General features: G+C 64.0%; 14 protein-coding genes. 11 read left to right on the forward strand and 3 right to left on the reverse strand.

Annotation, left to right across the window (positions count from 1 at the left end; genetic code table 11):
* The first annotated feature begins 221 nt into the window (after positions 1–221).
* The 3 genes from LDO86_RS04665 to LDO86_RS04675 all read left to right on the forward strand — a co-directional run bounded on the left by LDO86_RS04665 (position 222) and on the right by LDO86_RS04675 (position 1461).
* Complete coding sequence (locus LDO86_RS04665) at positions 222–611, forward strand: VOC family protein (RefSeq protein ID WP_018771341.1); 390 nt, start codon at positions 222–224, stop codon at positions 609–611.
* Positions 612–763: 152 nt separating this feature from the next.
* A complete protein-coding gene (locus tag LDO86_RS04670; protein WP_018771340.1) occupies positions 764–1114 on the forward strand; it encodes a cupin domain-containing protein in 351 nt (116 codons plus the stop codon).
* A gap of 104 nt (positions 1115–1218) precedes the next feature.
* A complete protein-coding gene (locus LDO86_RS04675; RefSeq protein WP_018771339.1) occupies positions 1219–1461 on the forward strand; it encodes a hypothetical protein in 243 nt (80 codons plus the stop codon).
* Between the two features lie 85 nt (positions 1462–1546).
* Here the strand turns inward: LDO86_RS04675 and LDO86_RS04680 are convergent, their stop codons facing one another.
* Together LDO86_RS04680 and LDO86_RS04685 are read right to left on the reverse strand one after the other, a co-directional pair.
* Positions 1547–2803 (reverse strand): MFS transporter, encoded by a 1257-nt coding sequence (locus LDO86_RS04680; protein WP_026266085.1) that lies wholly within the window; start codon positions 2801–2803, stop codon positions 1547–1549.
* Positions 2800–3261, reverse strand: coding sequence for a MarR family transcriptional regulator (locus tag LDO86_RS04685; protein WP_018771337.1), 462 nt, complete (start codon positions 3259–3261; stop codon positions 2800–2802). The genes LDO86_RS04680 and LDO86_RS04685 overlap by 4 nt, the downstream gene beginning before the upstream one ends.
* A gap of 135 nt (positions 3262–3396) precedes the next feature.
* Here LDO86_RS04685 and LDO86_RS04690 point away from each other — a divergent pair, with 135 nt between their 5' ends.
* From LDO86_RS04690 to LDO86_RS04720, 7 genes are all read left to right on the forward strand, one after another.
* The gene (locus LDO86_RS04690; protein ID WP_043425439.1) at positions 3397–3903 is read left to right on the forward strand and encodes a DUF3592 domain-containing protein; all 507 of its coding nucleotides are present in this window, start codon (positions 3397–3399) and stop codon (positions 3901–3903) included.
* Positions 3904–3962: 59 nt separating this feature from the next.
* Positions 3963–4565 carry a heme-binding protein gene (locus LDO86_RS04695; RefSeq protein ID WP_018771335.1) on the forward strand — a complete coding sequence of 201 codons (603 nt, stop codon included), beginning with the start codon at positions 3963–3965 and terminating at the stop codon, positions 4563–4565.
* A 230-nt stretch (positions 4566–4795) separates the two neighbouring features.
* Positions 4796–6922: a beta-galactosidase gene (locus tag LDO86_RS04700; RefSeq protein WP_224084468.1), complete on the forward strand. Its 2127-nt coding sequence runs from the start codon at positions 4796–4798 to the stop codon at positions 6920–6922.
* A gap of 9 nt (positions 6923–6931) precedes the next feature.
* A complete protein-coding gene (locus tag LDO86_RS04705; RefSeq protein ID WP_018771333.1) occupies positions 6932–7912 on the forward strand; it encodes an ABC transporter permease subunit in 981 nt (326 codons plus the stop codon).
* 83 nt (positions 7913–7995) lie between these two features.
* Positions 7996–8865 (forward strand): carbohydrate ABC transporter permease, encoded by an 870-nt coding sequence (locus LDO86_RS04710; protein ID WP_026266084.1) that lies wholly within the window; start codon positions 7996–7998, stop codon positions 8863–8865.
* Positions 8866–8885: 20 nt separating this feature from the next.
* Positions 8886–10505 carry an extracellular solute-binding protein gene (locus LDO86_RS04715; protein ID WP_018771331.1) on the forward strand — a complete coding sequence of 540 codons (1620 nt, stop codon included), beginning with the start codon at positions 8886–8888 and terminating at the stop codon, positions 10503–10505.
* A 49-nt stretch (positions 10506–10554) separates the two neighbouring features.
* Positions 10555–11241 (forward strand): DUF624 domain-containing protein, encoded by a 687-nt coding sequence (locus tag LDO86_RS04720; protein ID WP_018771330.1) that lies wholly within the window; start codon positions 10555–10557, stop codon positions 11239–11241.
* A 17-nt stretch (positions 11242–11258) separates the two neighbouring features.
* On the opposite strand, the gene LDO86_RS04725 is transcribed toward LDO86_RS04720, so the two are convergent.
* The gene (locus LDO86_RS04725; protein ID WP_018771329.1) at positions 11259–11999 is read right to left on the reverse strand and encodes an alpha/beta hydrolase; all 741 of its coding nucleotides are present in this window, start codon (positions 11997–11999) and stop codon (positions 11259–11261) included.
* Between the two features lie 73 nt (positions 12000–12072).
* Between LDO86_RS04725 and LDO86_RS04730 the strand changes: the two genes are divergently transcribed.
* Positions 12073–12768 (forward strand): WYL domain-containing protein, encoded by a 696-nt coding sequence (locus LDO86_RS04730; RefSeq protein WP_018771328.1) that lies wholly within the window; start codon positions 12073–12075, stop codon positions 12766–12768.

Consider the following 12768-nt stretch of genomic DNA (forward strand, 5'->3'; position numbering starts at 1 on the left):
GCATTCCATAAAATTCCCCTATTTCGTCCCCGGTAATTCGGTTCCATAATGGCCTCGTAGACTTCGGGAACCTCCCGCCGCTGTCCTGTGCCACGGCGGAACCAGGGGTTCCAGGTGGCCGCCCCGGCAATCGGCGGGAAGGACGGCCACGAGGCCCGGCCGGGACGGCCGGACTGTTTCAGGGGGAGAGCAACGCCACTAAATGCACAAGGAGAATTGTCATGCTCAAGGATAGGGAAATCATGGCTGTGCTGCCGGCCAAGGATATTGACCGGGCACGGGAGTTTTACCGGGACAAGTTGGGACTGGAGCCGGTCCAGACGGTCGAAAACGACAACCTTATCTACCGCTGCGGCAAGGGAACGGGCTTCCTGCTCTACCAGACGGACAACGCCGGTTCCGCCAAGAACACCCAGATGTCCTGGGGCGTCGATGACGTCGAAAAGGAAGTGGAGGAACTGCGGGGCCGCGGCGTCGTCTTTGAGGAGTACGACATGCCGGGACTCAAGACCGAGAACGGCATCGCAACGATGGAAGGCATGGGCAAGGGTGCGTGGTTCCTCGACAGCGAGGGCAACATCCTGAACATTTCCTCGATCCCCGTCACGTAGCCATCCCCCTTGCACAGGCGCATACTCAATCACCTGGCAGCAAAGCCATAAGTACGACGCCGGCACGTGCCGCCCAAAGCACCCGCACCCGGGTGCGTGGCAGCGGCAGGCCGGCGCCGCCGTCGTAAGCGGCCTGAAAGGAAGGCGCGGGAATGGGCGCGGAAGAGATGGTTCCGGAGACAAAAGGCGTCTCGGTGGAGTTGCTGGCGGCCGTAGACCTTGATGGCGAGATTGACGGGATGGAAGGCCGGCAGCTGCGGATGCGGATGGTGACGATCGACCCCGGCGGGGTCTTCGGGCCCCTCCACAACCATGTTGGGCGTCCGGGAACCGTCTTTATCCTGCAGGGAACCATCACCGACCACCGCGACGGCGCCGCCACGGACTATGGGCCCGGAGTGGGCTGGCCGGAGGACCGGAACACCACCCACTGGCTGGAGAACAGGGGGACGGTCCCGGCGGTGGAAGTCTCCGTGGATATCGTCGCCAAGCTTCCGTCATAAATCCACGTGTTGTAGAAACCGGTGGCTTATCCGCCGTGTTCTGGGTATCTTGTGCATACCCGTGGTTGAGCAGTCAGCTGGCAAGTTACTCATGGGAGCCACTGATGGACGCCGCTGCTGACCAGCCACCTTCCGGGAGGATCCGTCCCGGCACCAGCTCACAGGGCAGGGTGTTCCATGCCTTCCGGCGCTGGCCGCTCGTCCCGGCCGCCGACCTGCTCCTGCTGCGCCACGCGCTCGTCGGCCAAGACTCCTCCACCGAACCGGACCACGCGTCCGCTCTCCGTTGCCTGGTCGACGACGAACTCACGCGCCGGCTGGCCCTTCCGCCCGCTTCTGGGGACTAAGACTGCCGTGGGTCGGTAACGTGTGACATTGGGGGACCGGCCCACGGCCCAAATAAGCCGTCTGTTCCTTCCCCCGCCAGCCAATTCAAACGGCGGGCTGGCGCCGCCCCAGCGCCAGCCGCAGGGCGGCGCGGAGGGTGAGCCGGTTCCGCCTGGTTACCGCGATGACGGCTGCGACACCCGCCAGCAGCACCACGATCCCGCCTGCGGCCACGGACCAGCGGGCGCCGAACTGGCTCCCGATCCAACCGACCAGCGGTGAACCCAGGGCGGTGCCGCCCTGCAGGATGGCCAGGTACAGGGCCAGCACGCGACCGCGGAACTGTGGCTCCACGGACAGCTGGATGCTGGTATTGCAGCTGTTCAGGAACGTGATGGACGCCAGCCCCACGGGAATGAGGAGGGCAGCGTAGGCCCAGAAAGACGGCGCGACGCTGCCCAGGATGGTGAAGACACCCAGGCCCAGCGCCCCGCCCAGCAGGAACCTCAGCCGAGGACGGGACCTGCGGGCCGCCAGGAGGGCGCCGGCCAGGGTGCCCACCGCCATGATGGAACCGAGAAGCCCGAATTCACCCGGGCCCATGCGGAATTCGGTGGTGGCCATCAGCGAGTTGATGACGGGAAAGTTCATGCCGAACGCGCCCAGGACGCCCACCAGGACCATGATCAGCATCAAGTCCGGCCTTCGGCGCACGTAGCGGATGCCCTCAACCACCTGGTGCTTGTTCCGCTCGCCCTTTGCCACCGGGGCGGGCTGGGTAATGCGGATCCTGAACAGCGAGACCAGGACGGCCGCGAAGCTCGCCGCGTTGAGCAGGAACACCGGGCCCGTTCCCACCCAGGCGATGAGCACCCCCGCGATCGCGGGGCCTGTGAGCCGGGCGGTGTTGAAGGAGGCGGAATTCAGGGCCACCGCATTGGAGATGTTCTCCTGCCCCACCAGTTCGGAGACGAAGGCCTGGCGCGCCGGTGCGTCCACGGCACTGGCAACGCCCAGGCAGAAGGCCGCCACGTACGCATGCCACAGTTGGGCGGTGCCGGTCACCACCAGGAGGCCGATGGCGAGGCCGGTGGATGCCATGGCCAACTGCGTCCACATGAGGATAATGCGCTTCCGGTACCGGTCAGCCAGGACTCCGCCGTAAGGGCCGAACAGCAGCATGGGCAAAAACTGCAGGCCCGTGGTGAGGCCGACGGCGGCGCCTGAGTGGTCGGTGAGAACGGTCAGGACCAGCCAGTCCTGGGCCACGCGCTGCATCCAGGTGCCGATGTTGGAAACGATCGCACCGCTGGCCCAGATGCGGTAGTTGGGGTTTTCGAGGGCCCGGAACATCGCGCTCATTTGCCGCTCATTTCCTGCATGATGCGGGCCGCCCGGCTGAGGGTAAGCCTGTCGTCCTCGCTGAGCCCGGCCACGCGCTGGGCCAGCCAGGCCGTCCGCTGGCTCCGTGCCTCGGCGAGGACCGTCCTTCCCGCATCCGTGATGTCCACGCGGACCTGCCGCCCGTCGTCGGGGTCTGCGCTCCTGGTGACGAAGCCCTGGTCGGCGAGCGCGTTGACGATCCTGGTCATGGACGGCGCCTGGACGTGCTCACTCTCGGCAAGTGCCCGGAGCGTGCTGGGGCCGCTGCCGTTCAGCAGGGCCAGGACTGTGTATTGCCCGGGGGTGATGATGTCGCCCGTTGCCTCAACGCGGAGCCGGCGTGAAGTACGCATCACGGCGGTGCGGAGCTCGATGGCGAGGGTATCGGGCGTAGTGGGGTCTGCGGTTGCTGTGTTCTTCGTTTGGGTGGGTGACATGTATGCGGGTGCGCCTCCTGCTGACGTTCCTTAGCAGTGCTAATTAGTTCTGCTAACTATTATGGTCTGCTTGCTTATCAATGGGCAACAGCCTGCGGTGTGGGTTTGGTGACATGCTCCGGCAGAATGGGATGCGTGACTGGGGGCAGAGCTGATGTAAAGCGCAAATCCGCGTTGTCGTGGAAAGGAAAAGCGAACCTTGCGGTGGCCGTCCTGGTCATCTGCCTGGGCCCGATCCTGATTGGCGTGGGCAGTTTCATGATCAACGCCGACGAGGAGCTTGCGCGGACCGGGACACAGGCCACCGGAACGATCGTCCACTTCAAGGACGTCACCAAAGCCTCCTCGCGCAGGATGCAGGTTGAATTCACGGCGGCGGACGGGCTGCCCCACAGGACGTTCGCGGCCGTTGACCACGACCAGCATCCCGTCGTCGGCAGCGAAGCCACGGTGGTCTATGCCGAAAATGACCCGGCCAGGGCCGTTGTGCTGGGTTATGAGAGCGACGGTGTGTGGTTCCGTGGCGTGGGCATTGTGCTGACCGTCATCTTCGGCGGGCTGGGACTGCTGCTCTGCCTTGGGGTTGGCACCGCGGCCCTCCGTGCCAAATTCCGGAAACCCGCCACAAACCACGTGGTCTGAGACTGTCACGGCTCTTGGGTCTGGCCGCTGCGGCTCGGCGGGCGTAGGCTCGGTCCACCATGACCGAGCAGCAGCCCTTTGAATTGATCCGGCGCTATCCGCATTTCGAGCTGCGCCGGTATCCGGACTACGTGGTGGCCGAAGTGACGGTCACCGCGGATTTTGACCGCGCCGGCAATGCCGCCTTCCGGCATCTCTTCAACTACATCAGCGGCAGCAATAATGCCCGGCAGAAACTGGCCATGACCGCTCCGGTGCTCCAGGAACCAGGGCCCCGGAAACTGGCAATGACCACCCCCGTACTCCAGTCCGGTCCGGTGCCGGGGTCGGGGGAGCCTGCCGAATATTCGGTGGCGTTCGTCCTTCCGGCCGGCGTGACAGCTGACGGCGCTCCGGTCCCTGCCGATCCCATGGTCAGGATCCGCGCGGTGCCAGGTTCCCTTGCCGCAGTGCTGGGATTCTCCGGCAGCGGTTCGGCATCGGCTTTCCAGAAGCGCAACGACGGCCTGCAGGCTGCGCTCACCCTGGCCGGGCTGACTCCCGTGGGGACGCCGAGATTCGCCCGCTTCGACCCCCCGTTCAAGCCTTGGTTCCTGCGCCACAATGAGGTTGTCCAGGATGTCCTGGAACCCCAGGCGGGTGGAACGGCACCGGGCGCTTAGCTGGAAGCAGCGCTGTAGGTTTCTTTCCCCCTCCCCACCCGATACTTTCCTGCCTGCCCGGAAAGATCCCTATTCGGGCAACCATGCATAAAGGATGGCCAGTCCGCACTCCGCTGCCCCATTCTCTGGGTAGTGGCGCCCTTATGGGTGGTTGCAGGGGGCGCGGAGTCTCCTCCCACTTTCGGTTTTCTGTTGTTATTGCTGAAACTTTACGATAGTTTCTCACTGTGATGCAGGTCGCACTGGTGGGAGCCCGCGGCCATGATGCCAACAAAAGGACGATGATGACCCGCGAGCACAGCACCAGCACCTCCGAACACCGCTTCAAACGCCTGCACGAACGTCTGGGCGGCATCGCCTACGGGGGTGACTACAACCCCGAACAGTGGCCACGCGAGGTGTGGGACCAGGATGTCCGGCTCATGAAGCAAGCGGGCGTCAACCTGGTCACCCTGGCCGTCTTTTCCTGGAGCCGGCTTGAGACAGCCGACGGTCTTTACGACTTTGGCTGGCTGGACGAGGTGATGGACCTGCTGCACCGGAACGGCATCGGCGTGGACCTGGCCACTCCGGACGCCGTCCCGCCGGCCTGGTTGATCGCCCAGCACCCGGACATCCTGCCCGTCCTGGCCGACGGCTCTACGTTCGGCTTCGGCTCCCGACAGCACTTCGACGTCTCCCATCCTGCTTACCGGGAAAAATCGCTGGCCATGGCAGAGAAGATGGGGGAGCGCTACGCTGCCCACCCGGCCCTGCGCATGTGGCATGTAAACAACGAGTACGGACCGGTCTCGTACGGCCCGTACGCCGACCGCGCCTTCCGGGCATGGCTGCAGGAAAAATACGGCGACCTGGAGAACCTGAACCAGGCATGGAGCACCGACGTATGGGGACAGCGCTACTCCGACTGGTCGCAGGTGAACGCACCCGCCCGGCCGCGCACGTGGTCCAACCCGTCCCGCCGCCTTGATTACCACCGGTTCACTTCGGACAGCATGCTGGAGCACTACAAGGCCGAGCGGGACATCCTGCGCCGGTACACGCCAGATTTGCCGATTGTCACCAACTTCATGCGCTTCTACAAGAACAACGATTACTGGGCCTGGGCTGCTGAGGAGGACGCCGCGGCCCTGGACATCTACCCGGACCCGCGCGAGGAAGACGCCCACGTGGCCGCGGCGCTCAACTTCGACCTGATGCGCTCGCTCCGCCGCGGCCAGCCATGGCTGGTGATGGAACAGGCTACCGGCGCCGTCAGCCAGTGGTCCGTCAACGTCTCCAAGCTGCCCGGCAAAATGAGGCTTGGCTCCTACCAGGCCATCGCGCAGGGCGCCGATTCCATCCTCTTCTTCCAGTGGCGCCAGGCCAGGGGCGGCACCGAACGCTTCCACTCCGGCATGGTCAACCACGCCGGGCCCAATACGCGCATTTTCCGGGAAGTTTGTGAACTGGGCCAGGAACTCAAGGGCCTGGCCGGCCTCACCGGCACACGCTCCAGCGCCAAGGTCGCGCTGGTCTTCGACTGGGACTGCTGGTGGGCCCTGGAACTGGGGAACTCCCCGCGCTCGGACCTGAACTACGCCCAGGAAGTCCTCCGCCTCTACCGCCCCTTCTTCGACGCCAACATATCCGTGGACTTCGTGAACACCACCAGCGACCTCAGCCAGTACGGCATGGTGGTCCTGCCGGCGTCGTACCTGCTCACCGACCAGGCCGCCGGGAACATCGAGGACTATGTGGCCCGCGGCGGGCATCTGGTGGCCAGCTACCTCTCCGGCATCGTGGACCAGGACAACACCATCCTCCTGGGCGGCTACCCGGGCGCGCTGCGCAACGTCCTGGGGGTGTGGAGCGAGGAGATGCATCCGCTGGCCGGGGAGGGCGAGGCAGTCAAGCTTTCAACGGCCGACGGCGGTACGGCCTCAGCCGATTACTGGACCGAGCACCTGCACACCACCACGGCTGACGTTGTTGCGAGCTATGCCTCCGGCCGGCTGGAAGGCTCGCCCGCCGTCACCCGCAACAGCTTCGGCGCCGGCACTGCCGTGTACCTGTCGGCCAGGGTGGACAGCTCCTTCCTTGCGGAACTGCTCTCAACTGAACGTGCCGCTGCGGGAATCCGCGCGGAACTGGATGCGCCGCTGGGAGTGCAGGTCCGCCGTCGTGCCGGCAACGGACGCAGCTACCTGCTGGTCCTGAACCACAACGATGCACCCGCCAGGGTGGACGTGGGGCACGGCGGCACAGACCAGCTCACCGGAGCCAATGTCACCGGCACGGTGGAGCTCGCCGCCAACGGCGTGCTGGTGCTGGAGGAAATACCCACTAAAGACTCAACCGCGGAAACGGGCCGGTAGGAGGCAGTCATGGCCATGCGATTGGAAGTACCTCCCGAGGCGGTCCCCACGGACGCCGATGCGCGAACTGAAAAACCGCGGAACAAACCCGGAGGCTGGAAGCTGGCCTTCAGGCGGGACTGGCGGCTCTACACCCTGGTGCTGTTGCCGCTGGCCTACTTCGCCATCTTCCGGTACCTGCCCATGGCAGGCAACGTGATCGCGTTCCGGCAGTTCCAGCCCGGCGGCAGCATTTTCGGCGAGAAATGGGTGGGCCTGAAATACGTCACCCTCTTCATCAACGATCCCAGCTTTTGGCAGGCGTTCCAGAACACCATCATCCTGGGCGTGCTGACACTGCTGTTCTGCTTCCCGATGCCCATCATCTTCGCGCTGATGCTGAACGAACTGCGTTCGCAGAAGTTCAAGAAGTTCGTCCAGACCGTGGCCTACCTGCCGCACTTCATGTCCGTGGTGATCATCGCCGGCATGATCCTGCAGAACTTCTCCATGACAGGCACCGTAAACCAAATTGCCAACTCGCTGTTCGGCACCACGGTTAACTTCACCCAGGACGCCGCGTGGTTCCGGCCCATGTACATCAGCTCCGAGGTGTGGCAGACCATGGGGTGGGGAGCCATCCTCTACCTGGCCGCCCTGACCCGGGTGGACGAATCGCTGTACGAGGCAGCCCGGATCGATGGCGCCAACCGCTGGCAGCAGACCTGGCATGTGACCCTGCCGGCCATCCGGCCCACCATCATCACACTGCTGATCCTCAACATCGGCACGTTCATGGCCGTGGGCTTCGAAAAGATCCTACTGATCTACAACCCGCTGAACTACCAGACCTCGGATGTCATCTCCACCTACCTGTACCGGGTGGGCCTTGAATCGTCGAACTTCAGCTACGCGGCGGCGATCGGCATGTTCGAATCCGTCATCGGCCTCACGCTGATTCTCTCCGCCAACGCCATATCCAAGCGGCTCGCCGGAACGAGCCTGTGGTGAAGGGGACAACTGTGAAAGGGACAGCCGTGAAAGAACCCGGCGCGAAAGCAGCACCAAAGGACACAGGTGTCCTGGTCAAGGACATGAAGGTTTCACGCAGCATGCGGCTGTTCCGGGTGGTGAACCTGGCCTTCCTGCTGGTGGTGGTGTTCCTGACCTTGTATCCGTTCCTGAACATCCTGGCGCAGAGCTTCTCAAGCGAAGGATTCATTAACGCCGGCAAGGTCAACCTGTTCCCCATGGGCTTCAACACCGAGACTTACCAGCTGATCCTGGCCGACTCGGTCTTTTGGCGGAACTACGGCAACACGATTCTGTACACCGTGGTGGCCACGGCTATCTCCATGGTGCTGACCACCAGCTTCGCGTATGCAATCGCGAGGAAGGACCTGAAGGGGCGCAGCCTGTTCATCGGCATCGCGGTGTTCACCATGTTCTTCAATGGCGGCCTGATCCCCAACTATGTGCTCATCACCTCGCTTGGAATGCGGGACACCTTATGGGCCGTAGTGCTGCCCAACGCCATCAGCGTCTTCAACCTGCTCATCATGAAGTCGTTCTTCGAGAACATGCCGCGTGAACTGGAGGAAGCGGCCGCCATTGACGGACTTACCCAGTACGGGGTGCTTTTCAAGGTGGTCCTGCCGCTGAGCAAGGCAATCGTTGCCACCATGGTCCTGTTTTACGCAGTAGCCAACTGGAACTCCTGGTTCCAGGCGTTCCTGTACCTGGACAACCCCGATCTGTTCCCGGTGACCATCTACCTTCGCAACATGATTGCCGGCGTCACCACGGCAGGCTCCGCCGGCGGTACGGCGGAGAACGTGGGCCAGATTGCCGCGAACATCCAGTCCGTCACCATCGTCCTGACCGTGATCCCCATCCTCTGCGTCTACCCCTTTGTCCAGAAGTACTTCTTTTCGGGCGTCATGCTCGGCTCCGTCAAGGAATAACCCTTATGAAAGGAAAACCCATGATCCGCAGACGAGATTTCCTCGGCCTGTCCGCGCTCGCAGCCTTCGGCCTGGTGATGGCGGGATGTGACTCTGACTCCGGCAGCAAGGCCGATACCTCAAAGGCCCGCAATGGTGCGATGGACAGCTTTGGGGTTGGGGACACGTTCAAGGCGACGGCGCCGCTGAGCTTCACCTTCCTGTTCAGCGATCAGCCCACCTACCCATACAAGAAGGACTGGCTCCTGTTCTCCAAGATGGCCAGCGACAACAACGTCACCCTGGAACCGACCATCGTTCCCAGCAGCGACTACGAGCAGAAGCGCAGCCTGTTGATCAGTTCGGGCAAGGCTCCGGAGATAATTGCCAAGACCTACCCGGGGCAGGAGAGCGCGTATGTATCCTCCGGCGCCGTCCTTCCCGTCAGCGACTACGTGGACCTCATGCCGCACTACCAGGACAAGATCAAGAAGTGGAAGCTGGAGCCTGAGATTGCAGGCCTCACCCAGGAGGACGGCAAGTACTACGTCCTGCCCGGTCTGCACGAGGAACTCTGGCCGGACTACACGCTGGCGTTCCGGACCGACGTGCTGGAGAAGGACGGGATCGCGGAGCCCAAGACCTGGGACGAGTTCCGGGAGGTGCTGCGCAAACTCAAGAAGAACCATCCCGATGTGGTGCCCTTTTCCGACCGGTTCAACGGCAACAGCGTGCTGAACATTGCCGGCACCGCCTTTGGCACCGTGGCAGGCTGGGGCCTGGTGGACGGACTGACGTTCGATGAAGGCAAGAAGGAGTTCGCCTTCGGTGCCGGCAGCGGCCAGTTCAAGGATCTTGTGACCTACTTCAACTCCTTGGTTTCGGAGGGGCTGATGGATCCGGAAAGCTTCACGCAGACCGATGATTCCGCCATCCAGAAGTTCACCTCCGGCAAGTCGTTTGTGATCAGCGCCAACTCCCAAAACATCATCACGTACCGCACGTCAATGGAGCAGTCTCTGGGGAAGGGCAACTTCGCCGTCCGAAAGATCACGGTTCCCGGCGGCCCCGCAGGCGATGTCATTGGCGGTTCCCGGCTGGAAAACGGCATCATGCTGAACGCGTCCGTGAAGGACAAGGACAGTTTCGTGGCGCTGATGCAGTACATCGACTGGCTGTTCTACAGCGACGAAGGCCAGGAGTTCGCCAAGTGGGGAGTGCAGGGCACCACCTACAACAAGGAAGGCGGCAAACGCGTCCTGGCCAAGGACATCAACTTCCAGGGCCTGAATCCGGGCGGCACCAAAGACCTGCGCGTGGATTACGGCTTCTCCGGCGGCAACTTCGCCTACGGGGGCACCACGGACCTGCTCCAGTCCACCTTCAATGAGGAAGAGCTGGCCTTCCAAAAGGCCATGAAGAGCAAGAAGCCCAGGCCCGTTGCCCCGCCCGTGCCGTTCAGCGACACCGACCGGGAGCAAGCCACCCTGACTCTCACGCCACTGAAGGACCACGTCAAGCAGAACACCTTGAAGTTCATCACCGGCCAGCGCAGCCTCTCGGAGTTCGACGCCTACGTCAAAGAGCTGGACAGCAAGGGCATGGGCAAATACGTAGAGTTGGCCAACAAGGCCTACAAGGCATACGCCGAAAAGAAGTAGGGCGTACGACGGCGGCCGCGGGCCTTCCGCGGTGACCGAAAGGCAGTCAGTGGTTCAGAAGAAGGCGGAGTACGGAGCCGGCCCCCTGTTCAGGGCGGCCGGTACCGTTGCGGGCGTGATGATGGGCTCGGTCCTCCTGGGGCTGGCCAATATCCTGCTGCTGCCGGCCCTGGTGGCGGCACCCATCGCGGGGGCCTGGCCCCTTGTGGTGGCACTCGTTCCGGCGGGGCCGGCCCTGGTGGCGTGCATGTACGCATTCAACCGAATGGCCGCCGGCCATGAGGGCGGGGTTTACCAGGACTTCGTCCGCGGGTACCGGATGAATCTGGGGCAGGCCCTGCAGGTTTGGGTGCCGTACCTTTTGGTTCTGGCCGTCATCGCGGTCAACCTGGCCGGGCTGTCCTCGCTGCATCCGGGCAACCCGGCCACGCCCGCGCTCAGGCCGGCGATGCTGCTCCTCGCAGTGCTCGTGACCACCGCCGGCCTGAATGCTTTGCTGCTGCTGTCCAGGTTTTCGTTCCGGACCCGGGACCTCTACCGGCTCTCCCTGTACAGCTTCAGTGCCCGGAAGCGGGTTTCACTGGGCAACGCCGGGATCCTGTTCGTCGCGGGAACCCTGCTGCTGGTGACCACTGCGTACCTGCTGCCGGTTCTCGCCGGCACCGTAGTGTTTCTGGTGTGCCTGAACTCCCGGCCGCTGCTGGCGCTGGTTGAGGAGAAATTCACCGCCGCCTGACCGGTCATGGGTGCAGTTCAGCTGGTTCGGGAAGCCGCTGACTGGATGGCCCCGGCGAGGTCGCGGGGACGGCTCCACATGGGCCAATGCCCCGTTGGGAGGTCGATGACGTCGAGGTGTTCAATGTTCGCCACTTCGGCAAACATGGCATGCCCGGAGCGGGCGAGCTCCAGCACCTGCGCGCCCGGGATCGAGCAGCACACCAGGGTGGTCCGGACCTTGTGGCGGGCATCGTTCGTGAGCTCGACGGCCTGACGAAGCACAGGGCCGGGTTCAGGGACAGCCCGGGCCCGAAAACGCTCGAGGACTTCTGGGCTCAGGCCGTCGAGGCTCGCCTGCTGGGCCAGGACATCGAAGGGCGGCAGCGGAAGCTCCGCCAACTCCTCCGGGATGCCCGGGCCGAAGGCGCTTCCCGGTGCCACAGGGCCGGAGTCGACCCACACCACTCGATGGACAAGCTCAGGGTGTCGGTCCAGGACGAGGCTGACGGGGGCGTTTGCCCCGCTGTGGGCGACGAGAGTGGCGGGGTGGTCCCCAGAGGCCCCGAGCTGGCTGATGACGTCCAGGACCGCCGCGGCCTGGTCGTCGAGGGTCTTTGCCGCACGCCCGGGATCGTCCCCGTCGAGACCGGGCAGCGTCATCGCGACGGCGCGGGATTGGTCGGTTGCCAGGTGTTCCAGCACTTCATCCCACGCCCAGGCGCCCAGCCAGTGGCCGGCGATGAGAATGATGACGGGACGGCTTGCAGTAGTTGTCATGCCAATAGCCTCGCAGCCGCCTTGGACAAGGGTGTGTCACTATTTATGTCATGAATCTGCCCGGGCTTGAACGGTGAAGCGGGTCGAACGGCTCCATGCCCTCTCCGAGATATTGCGCCGCAGCGGCAGGCAGGGGGTTTCTGCCGAACGGCTGGCTGCAGAACTTGAGGTATCTGTTCGCACCATCAAGAGGGACCTCGATGCGTTGGAGAACAGCGGTGCGCCGGTATGGTCCCGCCCAGGTCCGGGCGGTGGCTATGGGTTGGCTGCAGGCGGGTCCCTGCCGCCAGTCAGCCTGTCCCCGGCGCAGGCCGTGGCGCTCATGGCAGCGGTGTCCGCTGCGTCGGATGCCCCCTACGCCGATCTGGCAACAGCAGGTGTCCGGAAGATCATGGATGTCCTCGATCCCAAAACACGGGCACGAGCCGACGCGTTGGCCCACCGTGTCTGGGTCAACGCCCTTCCCTCCTCGTCGCGGGCCATCAAGTCGGTACTGGAGGAGGCGATGGCCGAGCAGCGCGTGATTCGCCTTCGCTACACATCCGGGGACGGGACCACCACCACCCGCGACGTCGAGCCGGTGCTGTTCGCAGCCACCAACGGCCAGTGGTACCTGGTTGGGTGGTGCCGGCTGCGCAACGCCATGCGGTGGTTCACCGTTTCGCGTATCGAGCGGGCCAGCGTCACCAAGACGGCCTGCAGTGGCCATGGCATCCATGAGGTTGGGGAACCCCCGGCAAACGCCAGGCCGGTGCACGGCCGGGGGTGA

It is taken from the genome of Arthrobacter sp. StoSoilB19, from assembly GCF_019977275.1.
Taxonomy (GTDB): domain Bacteria; phylum Actinomycetota; class Actinomycetes; order Actinomycetales; family Micrococcaceae; genus Arthrobacter.

Bases quoted from the DNA above. Each gene is read 5' to 3' on its own strand.
- LDO86_RS04670 (WP_018771340.1), top strand. From the start codon at position 764: ATGGGCGCGGAAGAGATGGTTCCGGAGACAAAAGGCGTCTCGGTGGAG.
- LDO86_RS04685 (WP_018771337.1), bottom strand. From the start codon at position 3,261: ATGTCACCCACCCAAACGAAGAACACAGCAACCGCAGACCCCACTACG.
- LDO86_RS04705 (WP_018771333.1), top strand. From the start codon at position 6,932: ATGGCCATGCGATTGGAAGTACCTCCCGAGGCGGTCCCCACGGACGCC.
- LDO86_RS04715 (WP_018771331.1), top strand. From the start codon at position 8,886: ATGATCCGCAGACGAGATTTCCTCGGCCTGTCCGCGCTCGCAGCCTTC.
- LDO86_RS04680 (WP_026266085.1), bottom strand. From the start codon at position 2,803: ATGAGCGCGATGTTCCGGGCCCTCGAAAACCCCAACTACCGCATCTGG.
- LDO86_RS04675 (WP_018771339.1), top strand. From the start codon at position 1,219: ATGGACGCCGCTGCTGACCAGCCACCTTCCGGGAGGATCCGTCCCGGC.
- LDO86_RS04710 (WP_026266084.1), top strand. From the start codon at position 7,996: ATGAAGGTTTCACGCAGCATGCGGCTGTTCCGGGTGGTGAACCTGGCC.
- LDO86_RS04695 (WP_018771335.1), top strand. From the start codon at position 3,963: ATGACCGAGCAGCAGCCCTTTGAATTGATCCGGCGCTATCCGCATTTC.
- LDO86_RS04725 (WP_018771329.1), bottom strand. From the start codon at position 11,999: ATGACAACTACTGCAAGCCGTCCCGTCATCATTCTCATCGCCGGCCAC.
- LDO86_RS04700 (WP_224084468.1), top strand. From the start codon at position 4,796: ATGCAGGTCGCACTGGTGGGAGCCCGCGGCCATGATGCCAACAAAAGG.
- LDO86_RS04665 (WP_018771341.1), top strand. From the start codon at position 222: ATGCTCAAGGATAGGGAAATCATGGCTGTGCTGCCGGCCAAGGATATT.